Origin of the sequence: Metabacillus sp. 84 (assembly GCF_050107715.1) — a bacterium.
In the GTDB taxonomy this organism is placed as follows: Bacteria; Bacillota; Bacilli; order Bacillales; family Bacillaceae; genus Metabacillus_B.
The window spans coordinates 74708-87850 of the sequence record NZ_JBNILN010000014.1; the positions used below are offsets into that span (position 1 = coordinate 74708).

The 13143-nt window shown below is 47.1% G+C and carries 11 protein-coding genes, 2 rRNA genes and 1 other annotated feature (1 of these 14 running past the window's edge); all 13 genes read right to left on the reverse strand.

Going from position 1 to position 13143, the window contains the following annotated elements; translation table 11 throughout:
* Window positions 1–66: a binding site (T-box leader), on the reverse strand (it extends 159 nt beyond the left edge of the window).
* Window positions 67–101: 35 nt separating this feature from the next.
* The gene (gltX, locus tag ACQCV8_RS17805) at window positions 102–1559 is read right to left on the reverse strand and encodes a glutamate--tRNA ligase (protein ID WP_426846743.1); all 1458 of its coding nucleotides are present in this window, start codon (window positions 1557–1559) and stop codon (window positions 102–104) included.
* Between the two features lie 88 nt (window positions 1560–1647).
* Window positions 1648–2124 carry a 2-C-methyl-D-erythritol 2,4-cyclodiphosphate synthase gene (gene ispF / locus ACQCV8_RS17810; RefSeq protein ID WP_426846745.1) on the reverse strand — a complete coding sequence of 159 codons (477 nt, stop codon included), beginning with the start codon at window positions 2122–2124 and terminating at the stop codon, window positions 1648–1650.
* Window positions 2099–2812 carry a 2-C-methyl-D-erythritol 4-phosphate cytidylyltransferase gene (gene ispD / locus ACQCV8_RS17815; RefSeq protein WP_426846747.1) on the reverse strand — a complete coding sequence of 238 codons (714 nt, stop codon included), beginning with the start codon at window positions 2810–2812 and terminating at the stop codon, window positions 2099–2101. The genes ispF and ispD overlap by 26 nt, the downstream gene beginning before the upstream one ends.
* Before the next feature lie 15 nt (window positions 2813–2827).
* On the reverse strand, window positions 2828–3928 hold the full coding sequence (locus tag ACQCV8_RS17820) for a PIN/TRAM domain-containing protein (protein ID WP_426846749.1): 1101 nt from the start codon (window positions 3926–3928) through the stop codon (window positions 2828–2830).
* A gap of 152 nt (window positions 3929–4080) precedes the next feature.
* Window positions 4081–5148: a DNA integrity scanning diadenylate cyclase DisA gene (disA, locus tag ACQCV8_RS17825; RefSeq protein ID WP_426846751.1), complete on the reverse strand. Its 1068-nt coding sequence runs from the start codon at window positions 5146–5148 to the stop codon at window positions 4081–4083.
* A 5-nt stretch (window positions 5149–5153) separates the two neighbouring features.
* Window positions 5154–6536 carry a DNA repair protein RadA gene (radA, locus tag ACQCV8_RS17830; protein ID WP_426846753.1) on the reverse strand — a complete coding sequence of 461 codons (1383 nt, stop codon included), beginning with the start codon at window positions 6534–6536 and terminating at the stop codon, window positions 5154–5156.
* Between the two features lie 78 nt (window positions 6537–6614).
* Window positions 6615–9053, reverse strand: a complete 2439-nt coding sequence (gene clpC, locus ACQCV8_RS17835) for an ATP-dependent protease ATP-binding subunit ClpC (RefSeq protein ID WP_426846755.1) — start codon at window positions 9051–9053, stop codon at window positions 6615–6617.
* Window positions 9054–9058: 5 nt separating this feature from the next.
* The gene (locus tag ACQCV8_RS17840; RefSeq protein ID WP_426846757.1) at window positions 9059–10132 is read right to left on the reverse strand and encodes a protein arginine kinase; all 1074 of its coding nucleotides are present in this window, start codon (window positions 10130–10132) and stop codon (window positions 9059–9061) included.
* Window positions 10133–10135: 3 nt separating this feature from the next.
* Complete coding sequence (locus ACQCV8_RS17845) at window positions 10136–10687, reverse strand: UvrB/UvrC motif-containing protein (protein ID WP_426846759.1); 552 nt, start codon at window positions 10685–10687, stop codon at window positions 10136–10138.
* Window positions 10688–10706: 19 nt separating this feature from the next.
* On the reverse strand, window positions 10707–11168 hold the full coding sequence (locus tag ACQCV8_RS17850) for a CtsR family transcriptional regulator (RefSeq protein ID WP_426846761.1): 462 nt from the start codon (window positions 11166–11168) through the stop codon (window positions 10707–10709).
* Window positions 11169–11266: 98 nt separating this feature from the next.
* Window positions 11267–11908 carry an MgtC/SapB family protein gene (locus ACQCV8_RS17855; protein WP_426846763.1) on the reverse strand — a complete coding sequence of 214 codons (642 nt, stop codon included), beginning with the start codon at window positions 11906–11908 and terminating at the stop codon, window positions 11267–11269.
* Between the two features lie 922 nt (window positions 11909–12830).
* Window positions 12831–12946: ribosomal RNA gene (gene rrf, locus ACQCV8_RS17860) — 5S ribosomal RNA — on the reverse strand.
* A 69-nt stretch (window positions 12947–13015) separates the two neighbouring features.
* Window positions 13016–13143: ribosomal RNA gene (locus tag ACQCV8_RS17865) — 23S ribosomal RNA — on the reverse strand; the annotation flags it as partial.

Genomic DNA, 13143 nt, shown 5'->3' on the forward strand with positions numbered 1-13143 from the left:
CTCAGCCAATGGAGGTTTTCTCTGGAAAGGAAATCCGATCTCTACTATCCTCTTCAACGTTTTACTTATTATCTATACTATATAATATTTTATGCGAAATGTTAACGTATTAAACTTTCTACACGGGATAAAACTTTTTCTTTGCCAATCAGTTCAATAGACTGGGGAAGCTCCGGTCCGTGGGTCTGGCCTGTGACGGCAACGCGGATCGGCATGAACAGCTTTTTCCCTTTATGGCCGGTCGTTTTTTGAACCGCTTTAATTGAGGCCTTAATTTCGTCAGCTGTGAAGTGGTCCAGCTTCTCAAGCTCTTCTTTAAAGGCGGCCATTACTTCAGGCACCTGCTCCTCATCCAAAACGCTTCTGGCCTCCCGGTTATACTCAAGATCTGTTTTGAAAAACAAATCAGACAGCTCGACAATTTCCGCACCGTAGCTCATCTGCTCCTGATAGAGGGCAATCAGTTTTTTCGCCCATTGCAATTCCCCGTCTGATGGGTTTTCACTTAGCTTCCCTGCTTTAACGAGGTGCGGAAGGGCAAGATCCGCAACGGTTTCAGGATCCAGCTGTTTCATGTACTGATTGTTCATCCACATTAGCTTTTGCGTATCGAAAACCGCGGGTGACACAGACAGGCGGTTCGGATCAAAAATTTCTGTAAACTGCTCCCTGGAGAAAATTTCTTCCTCTCCAACCGGAGACCAGCCCAGCATCGCAATGAAGTTAAATAGGGCTTCAGGCAAATAGCCGAGGTCTTTATATTGCTCAATGAACTGAATGATGGATTCATCCCGTTTGCTCAGCTTTTTGCGGCTCTCATTTACAATCAGGGTCATATGACCGAATACAGGAACCTCCCACCCGAGCGCTTCATAAATCATAATTTGCTTAGGGGTGTTGGAAATATGGTCATCTCCGCGCAGGATGTGAGTGATTTTCATAAGATGGTCATCCGCTGCTACAGCAAAGTTGTAAGTAGGTGTTCCGTCTTTTTTCACGATAACAAAATCGCCGATGCCGTCGGATTCAAATGACACGTCTTCTTTTACAAGATCATGGAATGTTATCATCTGTCCTTTTGGTACGCGGAAGCGGATGCTCGGCTGGCGGCCCTCTGCTTCAAGCGCTGCACGCTGTTCATCGGTCAGATTGGAACATTTTCCGGAGTAGCGGGGCATCTCGCCGCGCGCCGTCTGCTCCTCGCGCTCCTTCTCAAGCTCTTCTTCTGTGCAATAGCATTTGTAAGCAAGATCTTTTTCCAAAAGCTCCTCATAGTACTTCTTGTAAATTTCAGTCCGTTCAGACTGGCGGTACGGTCCGTATTCACCGCCGACATCGATGCTTTCATCCCAATCCATTCCGAGCCATTTCAGATGCTTCAGCTGGCTTTCTTCGCCGCCTTCAATGTTTCTCTTCCGGTCTGTATCCTCAATGCGGATAATGAATTTTCCGTTCTGGCTTCTTGCGAAAAGATAATTAAACAACGCAGTTCTTGCATTTCCGATATGTAAATGTCCTGTAGGACTTGGCGCATAGCGCACGCGGATTTCACCTGTCATCCTCTTCTACCTCCGTAAATCCTGATTGTGTTTCACAATTTTAGAATACCCTTATTTTATCACTATTTAGAACGCCGTACAAAGCGGATTATCCCTTGATGAGCAGCACGGCAGCCTGTGAAGCGATGCCTTCCCCGCGGCCCGTAAATCCAAGCTTTTCAGTCGTGGTCGCTTTTACATTGACCTGTGAAGGATCGGCTTCAAGAAGGGAAGCGATTCTTTCCTGCATCTGCCCGATGTAAGGAGCCATTTTAGGCTTCTGGGCGATAATTGTACAATCGGCGTTCCCAAGTCTGTAGCCTCTATCCTTTACCAGATTCCATACATGCTGAAGAAGCTTAGCGGAATCTGCATCTTTAAACTCGGGATCTGTATCAGGGAAATGCCGGCCGATGTCCCCTTCCCCAATTGCACCGAGGCAAGCATCTGCTACTGTATGGAGAAGAACATCCGCATCGGAATGGCCAAGCAATCCCTTTTCATAAGGTATTTCAATTCCTCCAATGATTAGCGGCCTTCCCTCTGTCAGTTGATGAACGTCAAATCCCTGTCCTATTCTTATCATCGCTTTTTTCCTCTTTTCTTTGTTTGAGTATCGCCTTTGCAATCAGCAGATCCTCCGGTGTCGTAAGCTTCAAGTTGGCATACGAGCCGGGGATGACCTTAACTTTCTGGTTCAACCGTTCAATCAGACTGGCATCATCTGTCCCTTGATAACGGCTTCGCTCCGCGTCTTCATGGGCATGAAGGATAGCAGAAAGACGAAAAGCCTGTGGGGTCTGTACCGCCCACAAGCTTGATCGTTCTACTGTTTCCAGCACTTCCCCTTGATCCACTCTCTTAATCGTATCCTTTACAGGCACAGCAAGCGTCGCAGCCCCTTCTCTTTGAGCCGCTTCTGCCAGCTCTTGCAAGACCGGATACTCGATGAACGGGCGGGCCCCGTCGTGAATGAAAACAACCGGCTCTTCAGCGTGCTTCAAGCCATTGTAGACACTCTCCTGCCGTTCGGCTCCCCCGCCTGTCATCTTCTTAATTTTCGTGAAAGAAAAGCGCTGGATCATATCCATGAATTCGTCCCGCTCAGCCTCATTGATCACAAGGATGATTCCGCAGCAGGCAGGGTCTGCTTCAAAAACGGATAAGGTATGAGCAATGACAGGCTTCCCTTCGAGCTCAATAAACTGTTTGTTCTTTCCCGCATTCATTCGTTTCCCCTGACCAGCAGCCGGTATGACGACTTCATAGTTCATGTTGTTTCTCCTTCGTTAAAGAGCTTTTTCAAGCAGCTTCGGTTTGGCGAAAATCATCCGCCCTGCAGAGGTCTGCAAAACAGATGTTACCAGCACGTCAATATGCTTGCCGATGTAATTGCGTCCATCTTCGACAACAATCATCGTTCCGTCATCCAGATAAGCTACACCCTGATTGTGCTCTTTTCCATCTTTAATTACTTGCACTTTCATCTCTTCACCCGGAAGAACAACCGGTTTGACGGCATTTGCCAGGTCATTGATATTGAATACGGCCACATTTTGCAGCTCACACACTTTATTTAAGTTAAAATCGTTCGTTACGACTACACCGGATGTAAGCTTAGCCAGCTTTACAAGCTTGCTGTCCACTTCCGAGATTTCTTCAAAATCGCCTTCGTAGATTTCAACTTTGATCGCGAGCTCCTTTTGGATTCGGTTCAAAATATCAAGGCCCCTGCGTCCTCGGTTTCGTTTGAGTACATCCGATGAATCAGCGATATGCTGAAGCTCTCCGAGGACAAACTGAGGAATGACAATGGTTCCTTCAAGGAACCCGGTCTGACAGATATCCGCAATCCTTCCATCGATGATGACACTTGTATCAAGAATCTTCAATTTTTTGGATTCAACCTCTGATTCCTCTTCGCCGCTCCCTTTTTTCTTGTTAATGCGGCCGGGCAGTGAGAATAGACCGATCAGTTCTTCCTTCTTCTTAAACCCTACCTGAAATCCGAGATAGCTTAACAGCAGTGTCAGAAAAACAGGAATGATCATGCTGAACACTTGATACGGAATATCTTTAAACGGAATAACATTAACAACCAGAAAAGCAATTATGAGTCCAAAAACCAATCCGAGACTTCCGAAAAGCACATCTGTTACCGGAGCTTTTACAAGGGACTCTTCCCACTTTTTAATCCAATTAACAGCGTAATCCACAAGCCAGAAAGTAGCCAGGAAGAAAATCACGGCTCCCAGTATCGCAAGTGTATACGGTGTATTTAAAAAAGGTATGTCCTGTAGATTCATAAGTTTTAGTAAAGCGGGCATAAAAAAGATTCCCAATACTCCTCCTGTAATCAGAAAGAAGATTTGAACGATTCGCTGTAACATACCTTCACCTCCTTTTAACCATTATAAACAGAATACAAGAATTAAAACGTATAGCCATTATATTTTCAATATTTGTAATCAGAATGAAACTAGTCTGACAATTGTTTCTGTTAAACAGAATTTTTATACCCGTTTTTCAGAAAGATAAAACGTCAACGGTCCAGCAAAGCCTGCTGCTGCATCCGTTTCAGGCCGTCTTTAATTTTTTTCGCCCTGATTTCGCCGATGCCCTCCACCTCATCCAGCTGTTCTACGGTCGCATGAAAAATAAGTTTCAGATTCAGGAATTTCGTCACAAGATTGTCAATAATGGAGGGCGGAAGCCGCTGAATTTTACTTAAAATCCTGAATCCCCTCGGCAAAATTTGTTCTTCTGTATTTGTATAGTGCGGATGTCCGAGCAGCTTAAACAGCACGCTATCTTCAAGTAAATCAAAGTTCGCCAGCTCCTGCAGCTGTTTAAGAACAGCCCGCGGATCCTGAAGCCGGTTCAAGCTGTAGTCCTTTATTAAAAGGATGGTTTCCCCTTCAATGTCTGTGACCAGCTCACTCATCTGGAGGCGGATGAGGCGTCCTTCCGTTCCGAGCTCATTGACATAAGTGATGATCTCATTCTTGATCCGCAGCACCATTTCAATCCTGTGCAGGACATGCAGCACTTCCCCGTAGGTGACGAGCTCTTCAAACTCAAGTGCATTTAAATTCGCGATGGACTGGTCGAATACCGTTTTATATTTTTCAAGGGTTTGAATCGCCTGATTGGCCTTTACTAATATGACTCCAATGTCCCTGAGCGAATACTTATGCTCCCCATGGTAGAGAGTGATGACGTTGCGGCGCTGGGAGATGGCAATGACAAGGCAGCCCGTCTGCTTAGCCGCTCTCTCTGCAGTCCTGTGCCTCATCCCCGTCTCAGACGAAGGGATGGAGGAATCGGGAACGAGCTGTGCATTGGCAAAAAGGATTTTCTGGCCGGAGTCACTCAAAATTATCGCCCCGTCCATTTTGGCCAATTCGTACAAATGTGCCGGAGAAAAAGGAGAATGGATATAAAAACCGCCGTCCACGATTTCCTTTATTTTTTCATTGTAGCCAAGGACAATCAAGCCGCCCGTTTTTGCCCTCAGGACGTTCTCAATGCCTTCGCGGATTGGTGTCCCCGGAGCTATAAATCTTAGAATATCCTTTAAGTATCTGGCCGATTTCTGTTTGTCCAACATGCCGGTCACCCCCCGAGTGAATGCTGAAGAGCCTCTGATACACTCTTGACTCCGATTATTTTAATACCAGCAGGCGGTGTCCAGCCCCCGATATTGGCTTCAGGAAGAATGACCCGTTTAAACCCGAGCTTGGATGCTTCCTGAACTCTTTGCTCAATTCTTGATACTCTTCTGACTTCTCCGGTCAGACCGACCTCGCCAATGATAATATCCATCGGGTTGGTGGGCACGTCCCTAAAACTCGAGGCAATGCTTACGGCCACAGCCAGATCAATTGCCGGTTCATCGAGTTTAACGCCGCCTGCAACCTTTAAATAAGCGTCCTGATTTTGAAGCAGCAGCCCGACACGTTTTTCCAGAACGGCCATCAGCAGGGGAACTCGGTTATGATCAATCCCTGTTGCCATCCTCCTTGGATTGCCAAAGCTTGTCGGGGAGATTAATGCTTGTATTTCGACGAGAACAGGTCTTGTTCCTTCCATAGATGCCACAACAGTTGATCCCGCAGCACCTTTTGACCGCTCTTCAAGGAAGATCTCTGACGGGTTCAAAACCTCCGTGAGCCCCGCTTCCTTCATTTCAAAAATACCCATCTCATTCGTTGACCCAAAACGGTTTTTCACAGCCCGGAGAATCCGGTACGTATGGTGCCGTTCTCCCTCAAAGTACAAAACCGCATCCACCATATGTTCCAGAAGCCGGGGCCCGGCAATGGATCCTTCTTTTGTAACGTGGCCGACAATAAAGATGGCAATCCCCTTCGTTTTGGCGATTCTCATCAGCTCAGCTGTACATTCCCTTACTTGGGAAACACTCCCAGGTGCAGAAGTAATCTCACTTTGATAAACGGTTTGAATGGAGTCGATTACAACAAACGCAGGCTCCGCCTCTTCAATGGCCTTTGTAATGAATTCCATGTCCGTTTCAGCCAAAACCAGGAGCTGGTCCGATGAGACATCCAGGCGGTCCGCTCTCAGCTTCGTCTGTTTTACCGATTCCTCGCCGGATATATATAAAACCCGGTTCCCTAAATCCGCAAGCTGGGAGGATACTTGGAGAAGCAATGTGGACTTCCCGATACCGGGGTCGCCGCCAATTAAAACAAGAGAACCTTTCACAATGCCGTTCCCGAGCACGCGGTTTAGTTCCTTCATCTTTGTCTTAATACGGGGTTCAGCCGTCGTCTCGATCTTGGTGATCGGTGCAGCTTTTTGGGCTGTCTGGGCAGAATGCTGAAAGGAGGTCCTTCTCGTGCCGGTCCCAGCTCCAGTTTTAAAGGTTTCTTCGTTCATCGTATTCCATTGGCCGCAGCCCGGACATTTCCCCATCCACTTGGCAGATTCATAGCCGCATGACTGGCACATAAATTTTGTCTTTGTTTTTGCCATGGTTCTACCTCTCTTTTTCTCTGTCTGAACGAAGAAAGCGAGGCATACCGTTTATGCTGTATGCCTCTGCTTCAATCTTTACTGATTCAGTTTTTCAGCCTGCTTTACGGTGAACTCATTGTCCTGAACATCAAGCGTTATGTTCTGGCCTTTTTCGATATTGCCTCTCAGCAATTCTTCAGACAGACGGTCTTCTACATGCTTTTGAATGGCTCTGCGGAGAGGTCTCGCCCCGTATTCCAGGTCGACACCCTCCTCCGTAATCTTGTCAATGGCAGCATCAGTAAGCGTCAGGGACAAGTCCTGTTCAGCCAAACGCTTTGTGAGCTGACCCGCCATGAGCGTTACGATTTCTTTCAGATGTTTTTTCTCTAATGAATGGAAAACGATGATTTCATCAATCCGGTTGATAAATTCCGGGCGGAACGCTTTCTTCAGTTCGCCCATCACTTTTCCTTTCATGTCCTTATAATTCTGGTTCTCATCCTGAACGTTAAAGCCAACATATTTATTGCGCTTCAGCTCGCTTGCTCCTACATTGGACGTCATGATGAGAATCGTGTTTCTGAAGTCGACCGTTCTTCCTTTAGAATCCGTCAGGCGGCCGTCTTCCAGAACTTGAAGCAGGATATTGAAAACATCCGGGTGGGCTTTCTCGATTTCATCTAGAAGGACTACGGAATAAGGCTTTCTTCTAACCTTCTCCGTCAGCTGTCCTCCTTCATCGTAACCGACATATCCGGGAGGAGAACCGACCAGTCTTGAAGTTGAGTGTTTTTCCATATACTCAGACATATCAATGCGAATCATCGCATCCTCGTCTCCGAAGATGGATTCTGCAAGAGCCCTGGCAAGCTCTGTTTTACCAACACCTGTCGGACCAAGGAAGACAAATGAGCCGATCGGGCGCTTCGGATCCTTTAATCCCGCTCTCGCTCTTCGTACAGCTTTCGCCACTGCGACGACCGCTTCGTCCTGGCCGATCACACGGGAGTGAAGGAGCTGCTCCATATTCAGAAGCTTATCCGTTTCGGTTTGGGCGAGCCGCGATACCGGAACTCCTGTCCAGTTGGAAACGACCATGGCAATATCTTCAACAGTCACTTCTGAATTTTCCTGACCCTGTTTTTCTTTCCACGTTTTCTTCGTTTCATCCAGCTGTTCACGAAGCCGCTGCTCGGTATCTCTAAGGGATGCTGCTTTTTCAAATTCCTGGCTTTGAACTGCTGCATCCTTCTCCTTGCGCACTTCCTCCAGCTTCATTTCTAATTCCTTTAAATTAGGAGGAGTGGTGAAAGAACGGAGTCTTACTTTAGAACCGGCTTCATCAATCAAATCAATCGCTTTATCGGGAAGAAATCTGTCTGAAATATAGCGGTCTGACAATTTTACCGCAGCATCTATCGCTTCGTCCGTGATGGATACGCGGTGATGGGCCTCATACCGGTCACGCAGGCCGCTTAAAATCTGGATGCTTTCCTCTACCGTCGGCTCATCTACTGTAATTGGCTGAAAACGGCGCTCAAGCGCTGCATCTTTTTCGATGTATTTACGGTACTCATCAAGGGTTGTCGCCCCGATGCATTGAAGCTCTCCCCGGGCAAGAGAAGGCTTCAGGATGTTGCTCGCGTCAATAGCCCCCTCCGCTCCGCCTGCCCCGATAAGGGTGTGGAGCTCATCGATGAAGAGGATAATGTTGCCCGCCTGACGGATTTCATCCATCACTTTCTTCAGACGGTCCTCAAACTCACCCCTGTATTTCGTTCCGGCTACAACCGTTCCCATGTCGAGCGTCATTACCCGCTTATCGCGCAGGATCTCAGGCACTTCATTCTGAACAATCTGCTGGGCAAGGCCTTCAGCGATGGCTGTTTTACCTACTCCAGGCTCCCCGATTAAAACAGGATTGTTTTTCGTTCTGCGGCTCAGCACCTCTATTACGCGCTGAATCTCTTTTCCCCGGCCAATTACAGGGTCCAGGCTGCCTTCACGGGCGATTACCGTTAAATCACGGGCAAGGCTGTCAAGCGTCGGGGTATTGGCATTTGTCATCCCCCCACCCTGATGGCCGGATGAAGATTCATTGCTGCCAAGAAGCTGAAGAACCTGCTGTCTTGCTTTATTCAAGCTTACGCCTAGATTGTTAAGTACACGGGCTGCAACCCCTTCTCCTTCACGGATCAGTCCGAGAAGAATATGCTCTGTTCCCACATAAGAGTGGCCGAGTTTACGGGCTTCATCCATTGAAAGCTCAATGACTTTTTTGGCGCGGGGGGTATAGTGGATCGTCTGGGAAATATCCTGCCCTCTGCCAATCAGGCTTTCTACTTCTTTTTGAATCTTTTCTGAGCCAAGACCAAGTGCATTCAGCGCTTTCGCTGCAATTCCTTCCCCTTCGCGTACGAGACCCAAAAGAATATGTTCTGTTCCTATGTTGTTATGTCCAAGTCTTACTGCCTCTTCCTGGGCAAGTGCAAGTACTTTCTGTGCTCTTTCAGTAAATCTTCCGAACATCATACGTATCAGCCTCCATCTATCTCCATTTTTAAACGTTCACGAATCAAAGCGGCTCTGCGGATATCTCTCTCATTCGGCTGTAGTACTTCTCCCGAATACTGCTGCAGAAAACCAGGCTGAGTCAAAATCATCAATTCATTTAAAATATTTCTGGAAACGTTTTGTATTAGTCCTAAGTCAATCCCCAGCCTCACATCCGACAGACACCTGGCCGTTTCTTTCGATTCAATGATCCGGCTGTTGGCAAGCACTCCGTAAGAACGGTAAATTCTGTCTTCGAGCTGAATCTTTGATGTCTGCAAAACCGCTTCCCTTGCCGAACGCTCCTGGGCAATCAGCTGCTGGACGACACTTAAAAGATCTTCTGCAATATCCTCTTCTGATTTTCCAAGGGTGATCTGGTTGGAGATCTGGAACAGGTTACCTAAAGCTTCGCTGCCCTCGCCGTAAATTCCTCTAACCACCAGGCCAAGCTGGTTAATCGCCGGAACAATCCGGTTCATTTGCTTCGTTAGAGCGAGAGCGGGCAGATGCATCATCACAGAAGCTCTCATTCCAGTGCCCACGTTCGTCGGGCAGCTGGTTAAATATCCTCTATTTTCATCAAAAGCATAATCCACTTCTTTTTCTATCCAATCATCGAGCCTGCCCGCCACTTCCAGAGCCTCTTTGACCTGCAGACCCGGGAACAAACATTGTATTCGAACATGGTCCTCTTCATTCACCATAATGCTGACTTCCTCATTTACAGAAAGCAGGCATCCGGAGAAAGACGAATCTTCAGCCAGATTGGGACTGATTAAATGCTTTTCAACCAGGACTCTTTTTTGCACATGTTCCAGGTCACTCATTTTCAGAAGCACAAAAGATCCAATGTCAGGAAAAGATTGTTCGGAAAACCTTTCTTCAAACAATGACAATATGTTCTGTGACTCTTCATCGGACGCTAAAGCCGGAAACCGAAACTGCTCAATATTCCGCGCCAGCCGGATCCTGCTGCTTAAAACAATATCTGAATCCGGTCCTTCCTGACTCATCCAGGCACTCATTGCATTGTTCATAAAATCCTGCAATGACATAGTCTATGCTTCCTCCCCTCTACCCATATTGATCTGCCTGACAATCTCTTTAATCTCATCCCGGAGCTCTGCCGCCTTTTCAAACTCCTCTTGAGCGATATGATGCTGCATCAGTTTTTTCAGATCCTCCATGCGTTTTTGAAGGTGAATGCTCCCACCGATCCGCTTTGGAATTTTACCTCCATGAACAGTGTTGCCGCTATGAACCTTTCTTAAAATAGGTGTAATCTCATTTTGAAACGTTTTATAGCATTCTGAACACCCAAACCGGCCGGCTTTGCCAAACTGTCTGTACGTCATGCCGCATCGGGGGCAATGCTGGATCTCCTCTGCCCTGTACATGGAAGAAGCATCGGATTTTGCAAGCTTCGTCTCGAAATTAAGCAGGCCTGATAAAAGAGAGTTTATGGAAAATCCGCCATCACTTCCGAATACCATCATATTACTATTCTCTTTCGCACATTGTTCACAAATATGAACCTCTGCTTTTTCTCCATTGATCACTTTCGTAAAATGGAACGTTGCCGGTCTTTCATGACATTCCTGACACACCATGAGGATCACCGCCTTGCAATTAGTTATATTTTAGGGACGTTAGCATAGCCTTCAGCATCCTTGACCTTAATTCATCCCTTAAGGGCAAATCCACATAAAGAACTGAACGGTCCATGACACTCAGCATAATTTTGGCTTCTCTGGGTGTAATGACATTTTCAGCTGCCAGCCTTAAGACAATATCCTCCGCCGGAGCCTGGGGCAATCTATCGCCCGCCAGTTCAATCATCTGCTCCAGTAAATGGGCATCGTCATTGGACTGTACTTTGATGATGCGTATATATCCGCCTCCGCCGCGCTTGCTCTCCACCATATAGCCTCGTTCTACAGTAAAACGAGTGTTAATGACATAGTTGATCTGAGACGGTACACATTGGAACTTATCAGCAATCTCGCTCCGCTTAAGTTCTACAATTTCTTGCTCACTCATATCGAGAACCTGCTTTAAATACTGCTCGATTACGTCTGATATGTTTCTCATCAAGCCTCCTCCTCACTTGACTTTGACTATATTTGACTAATATAAATATATGATGTTCCCGTCTTTTTTTCAACTATTTCAAACTTGAACTTTCTGTATTACGTTTCCCATTCATTCCGTTTCGTCACTTCCAGGGTATACGTCGAAGCATTTTGATCCTTTTCATCTTGTTTTACCTTCATTTTATACACCACTAGGTCATTTTGATCTAATGTCTTCAAGACTTCTTCGAGGTCGTTTCCTTGCTGCACCTTTACTTTCATTGTTTCCCTTTCTTCCTTTTTCCTAAAACTCCAATGCACCCGATTCAGGAAAGAAAGACTCAGCCAGACTGCCAGTGCGGTAAAACCCGCGAGGATATACATACCTGCGCCTATAACCAGACCCAGTCCTGCAGAGATCCAGATGGATGCAGCTGTCGTTAATCCATGAATGCTGCCGCCTTTCACCAAAATCGTTCCAGCTCCGAGAAATCCAATGCCGCTGATCACATAAGAAGGAATACGGGAGGGGTCAAACTGAGTATGAGGGTACTCATCCAAGTACTCTTTAAAGCCGTAAAGGGATAGCAGCATAAGCAGACAGGCTCCGATTCCCACGATTAAGTGGGTCCTGAACCCTGCCGGATGCCCGTTGATTTCCCGCTCGGCCCCAATAAAGCCGCATATAATAGCTGTAAAAACAATCCGGATCATCATCGTAACTTCATCTGATCCTATAATATCTTTCATCGTTTCCATTAATCTTCACCTGCAAACTTCCCAAATAAAAAATTTGATTCTTCTCTTATACCCTTTCTGGAGAGGATAGAAACTTTTGATGGGGGTGGGCTGGGGGAGTGGGCTGAAGGGCTGAGGGTATCTCTGGGGGGACGAGGGGACGAGGGTGCATTGGAGGAATGCGGGAGGCTTGAGGGTAGTCACGAAGGACGAGGCTGGATTGGGGGAGTGCGGGGGGGCTTGAGGGTAGTCACGAAGGACGAGGCTGGATTGGGGAGTGCGGGGGGGCTGAGCTGGCGCGTATTTGGCCTGGTATGGTCCAAAGGAACAGGGCTTGGATGGGGAACGGGGGGCTGAGCAGAGGAATGGGGACTGGTTTTGGAAGGACGATACTCTTTTGTATTTGTGGCGGGTGAAACTGTATGGATATGTTTTGGTTTTGTGGTGGGTGATTGGTCAATTAGGGTGCCTGAATAGTCGATTATCATCTAATTTTCAGCATTTTGAAGTCGTTTTAGAGGGAAAGCGGAGAACATTATTGGATTTATGTAGACGATGGCGTTAAAACATTGGAAGGATAGAGGCAAATGCTTGCTAGATATCTACTCTTTCGAATTTATCGGCGGTATTTTCATTATATCGGCTATTATTGAAAGATATCGGCTATTTTTCCAATATATCGGCTATTTTTTACTTTTATCGACCGAAACGGGGCGGATATCGACTTTTCGGGAGGATTCGACAAAGTTGGCATCTCCGGCATCCCCGGGCCCCCGGCAGCCAGGCTCCAGGTGGCGTTCCCACCAGCATCGGCTAAGGCGGTTTCGGGTATCCGCCTCGCCCTCATCCCTCCCGCCAATCCAGGCGTATCCGTCCCCTTCCCCCCAAACCCAAACAAAAAAAGGACCCCCCCGTTCAAAACGGGCGGATCCTTTTCACTTGTACCTGGCAACATCCTACTCTCGCAGGGGGAAACCCCCAACTACCATCGGCGCTGAAGAGCTTAACTTCCGTGTTCGGTATGGGAACGGGTGTGACCTCTTTGCCATAATCACCAGATATAAGGTTGAAAGATTGCTCTTTCAAAACTAGATAACGATTGGTTCACGAGTCAAACGCCTTACAAATATGGTTAAGTCCTCGACCGATTAGTATCCGTCAGCTGCACATGTCGCCACGCTTCCACCTCGGACCTATCAACCTGGTCATCTTCCAGGGGTCTTACTTCAAAGAATGGGAAATCTCATCTTGAGGGG

Coding starts and splice junctions, on each gene's coding strand:
- radA (WP_426846753.1), bottom strand. CDS start 6,536: ATGGCAAAAACAAAGACAAAATTTATGTGCCAGTCATGCGGCTATGAA.
- clpC (WP_426846755.1), bottom strand. CDS start 9,053: ATGATGTTCGGAAGATTTACTGAAAGAGCACAGAAAGTACTTGCACTT.
- gltX (WP_426846743.1), bottom strand. CDS start 1,559: ATGACAGGTGAAATCCGCGTGCGCTATGCGCCAAGTCCTACAGGACAT.
- ispD (WP_426846747.1), bottom strand. CDS start 2,812: ATGAACTATGAAGTCGTCATACCGGCTGCTGGTCAGGGGAAACGAATG.
- disA (WP_426846751.1), bottom strand. CDS start 5,148: ATGTTGGACAAACAGAAATCGGCCAGATACTTAAAGGATATTCTAAGA.
- ACQCV8_RS17845 (WP_426846759.1), bottom strand. CDS start 10,687: ATGGTGTGTCAGGAATGTCATGAAAGACCGGCAACGTTCCATTTTACG.
- ACQCV8_RS17840 (WP_426846757.1), bottom strand. CDS start 10,132: ATGTCATTGCAGGATTTTATGAACAATGCAATGAGTGCCTGGATGAGT.
- ACQCV8_RS17850 (WP_426846761.1), bottom strand. CDS start 11,168: ATGAGAAACATATCAGACGTAATCGAGCAGTATTTAAAGCAGGTTCTC.
- ACQCV8_RS17855 (WP_426846763.1), bottom strand. CDS start 11,908: ATGGAAACGATGAAAGATATTATAGGATCAGATGAAGTTACGATGATG.
- ACQCV8_RS17820 (WP_426846749.1), bottom strand. CDS start 3,928: ATGTTACAGCGAATCGTTCAAATCTTCTTTCTGATTACAGGAGGAGTA.
- ispF (WP_426846745.1), bottom strand. CDS start 2,124: ATGATAAGAATAGGACAGGGATTTGACGTTCATCAACTGACAGAGGGA.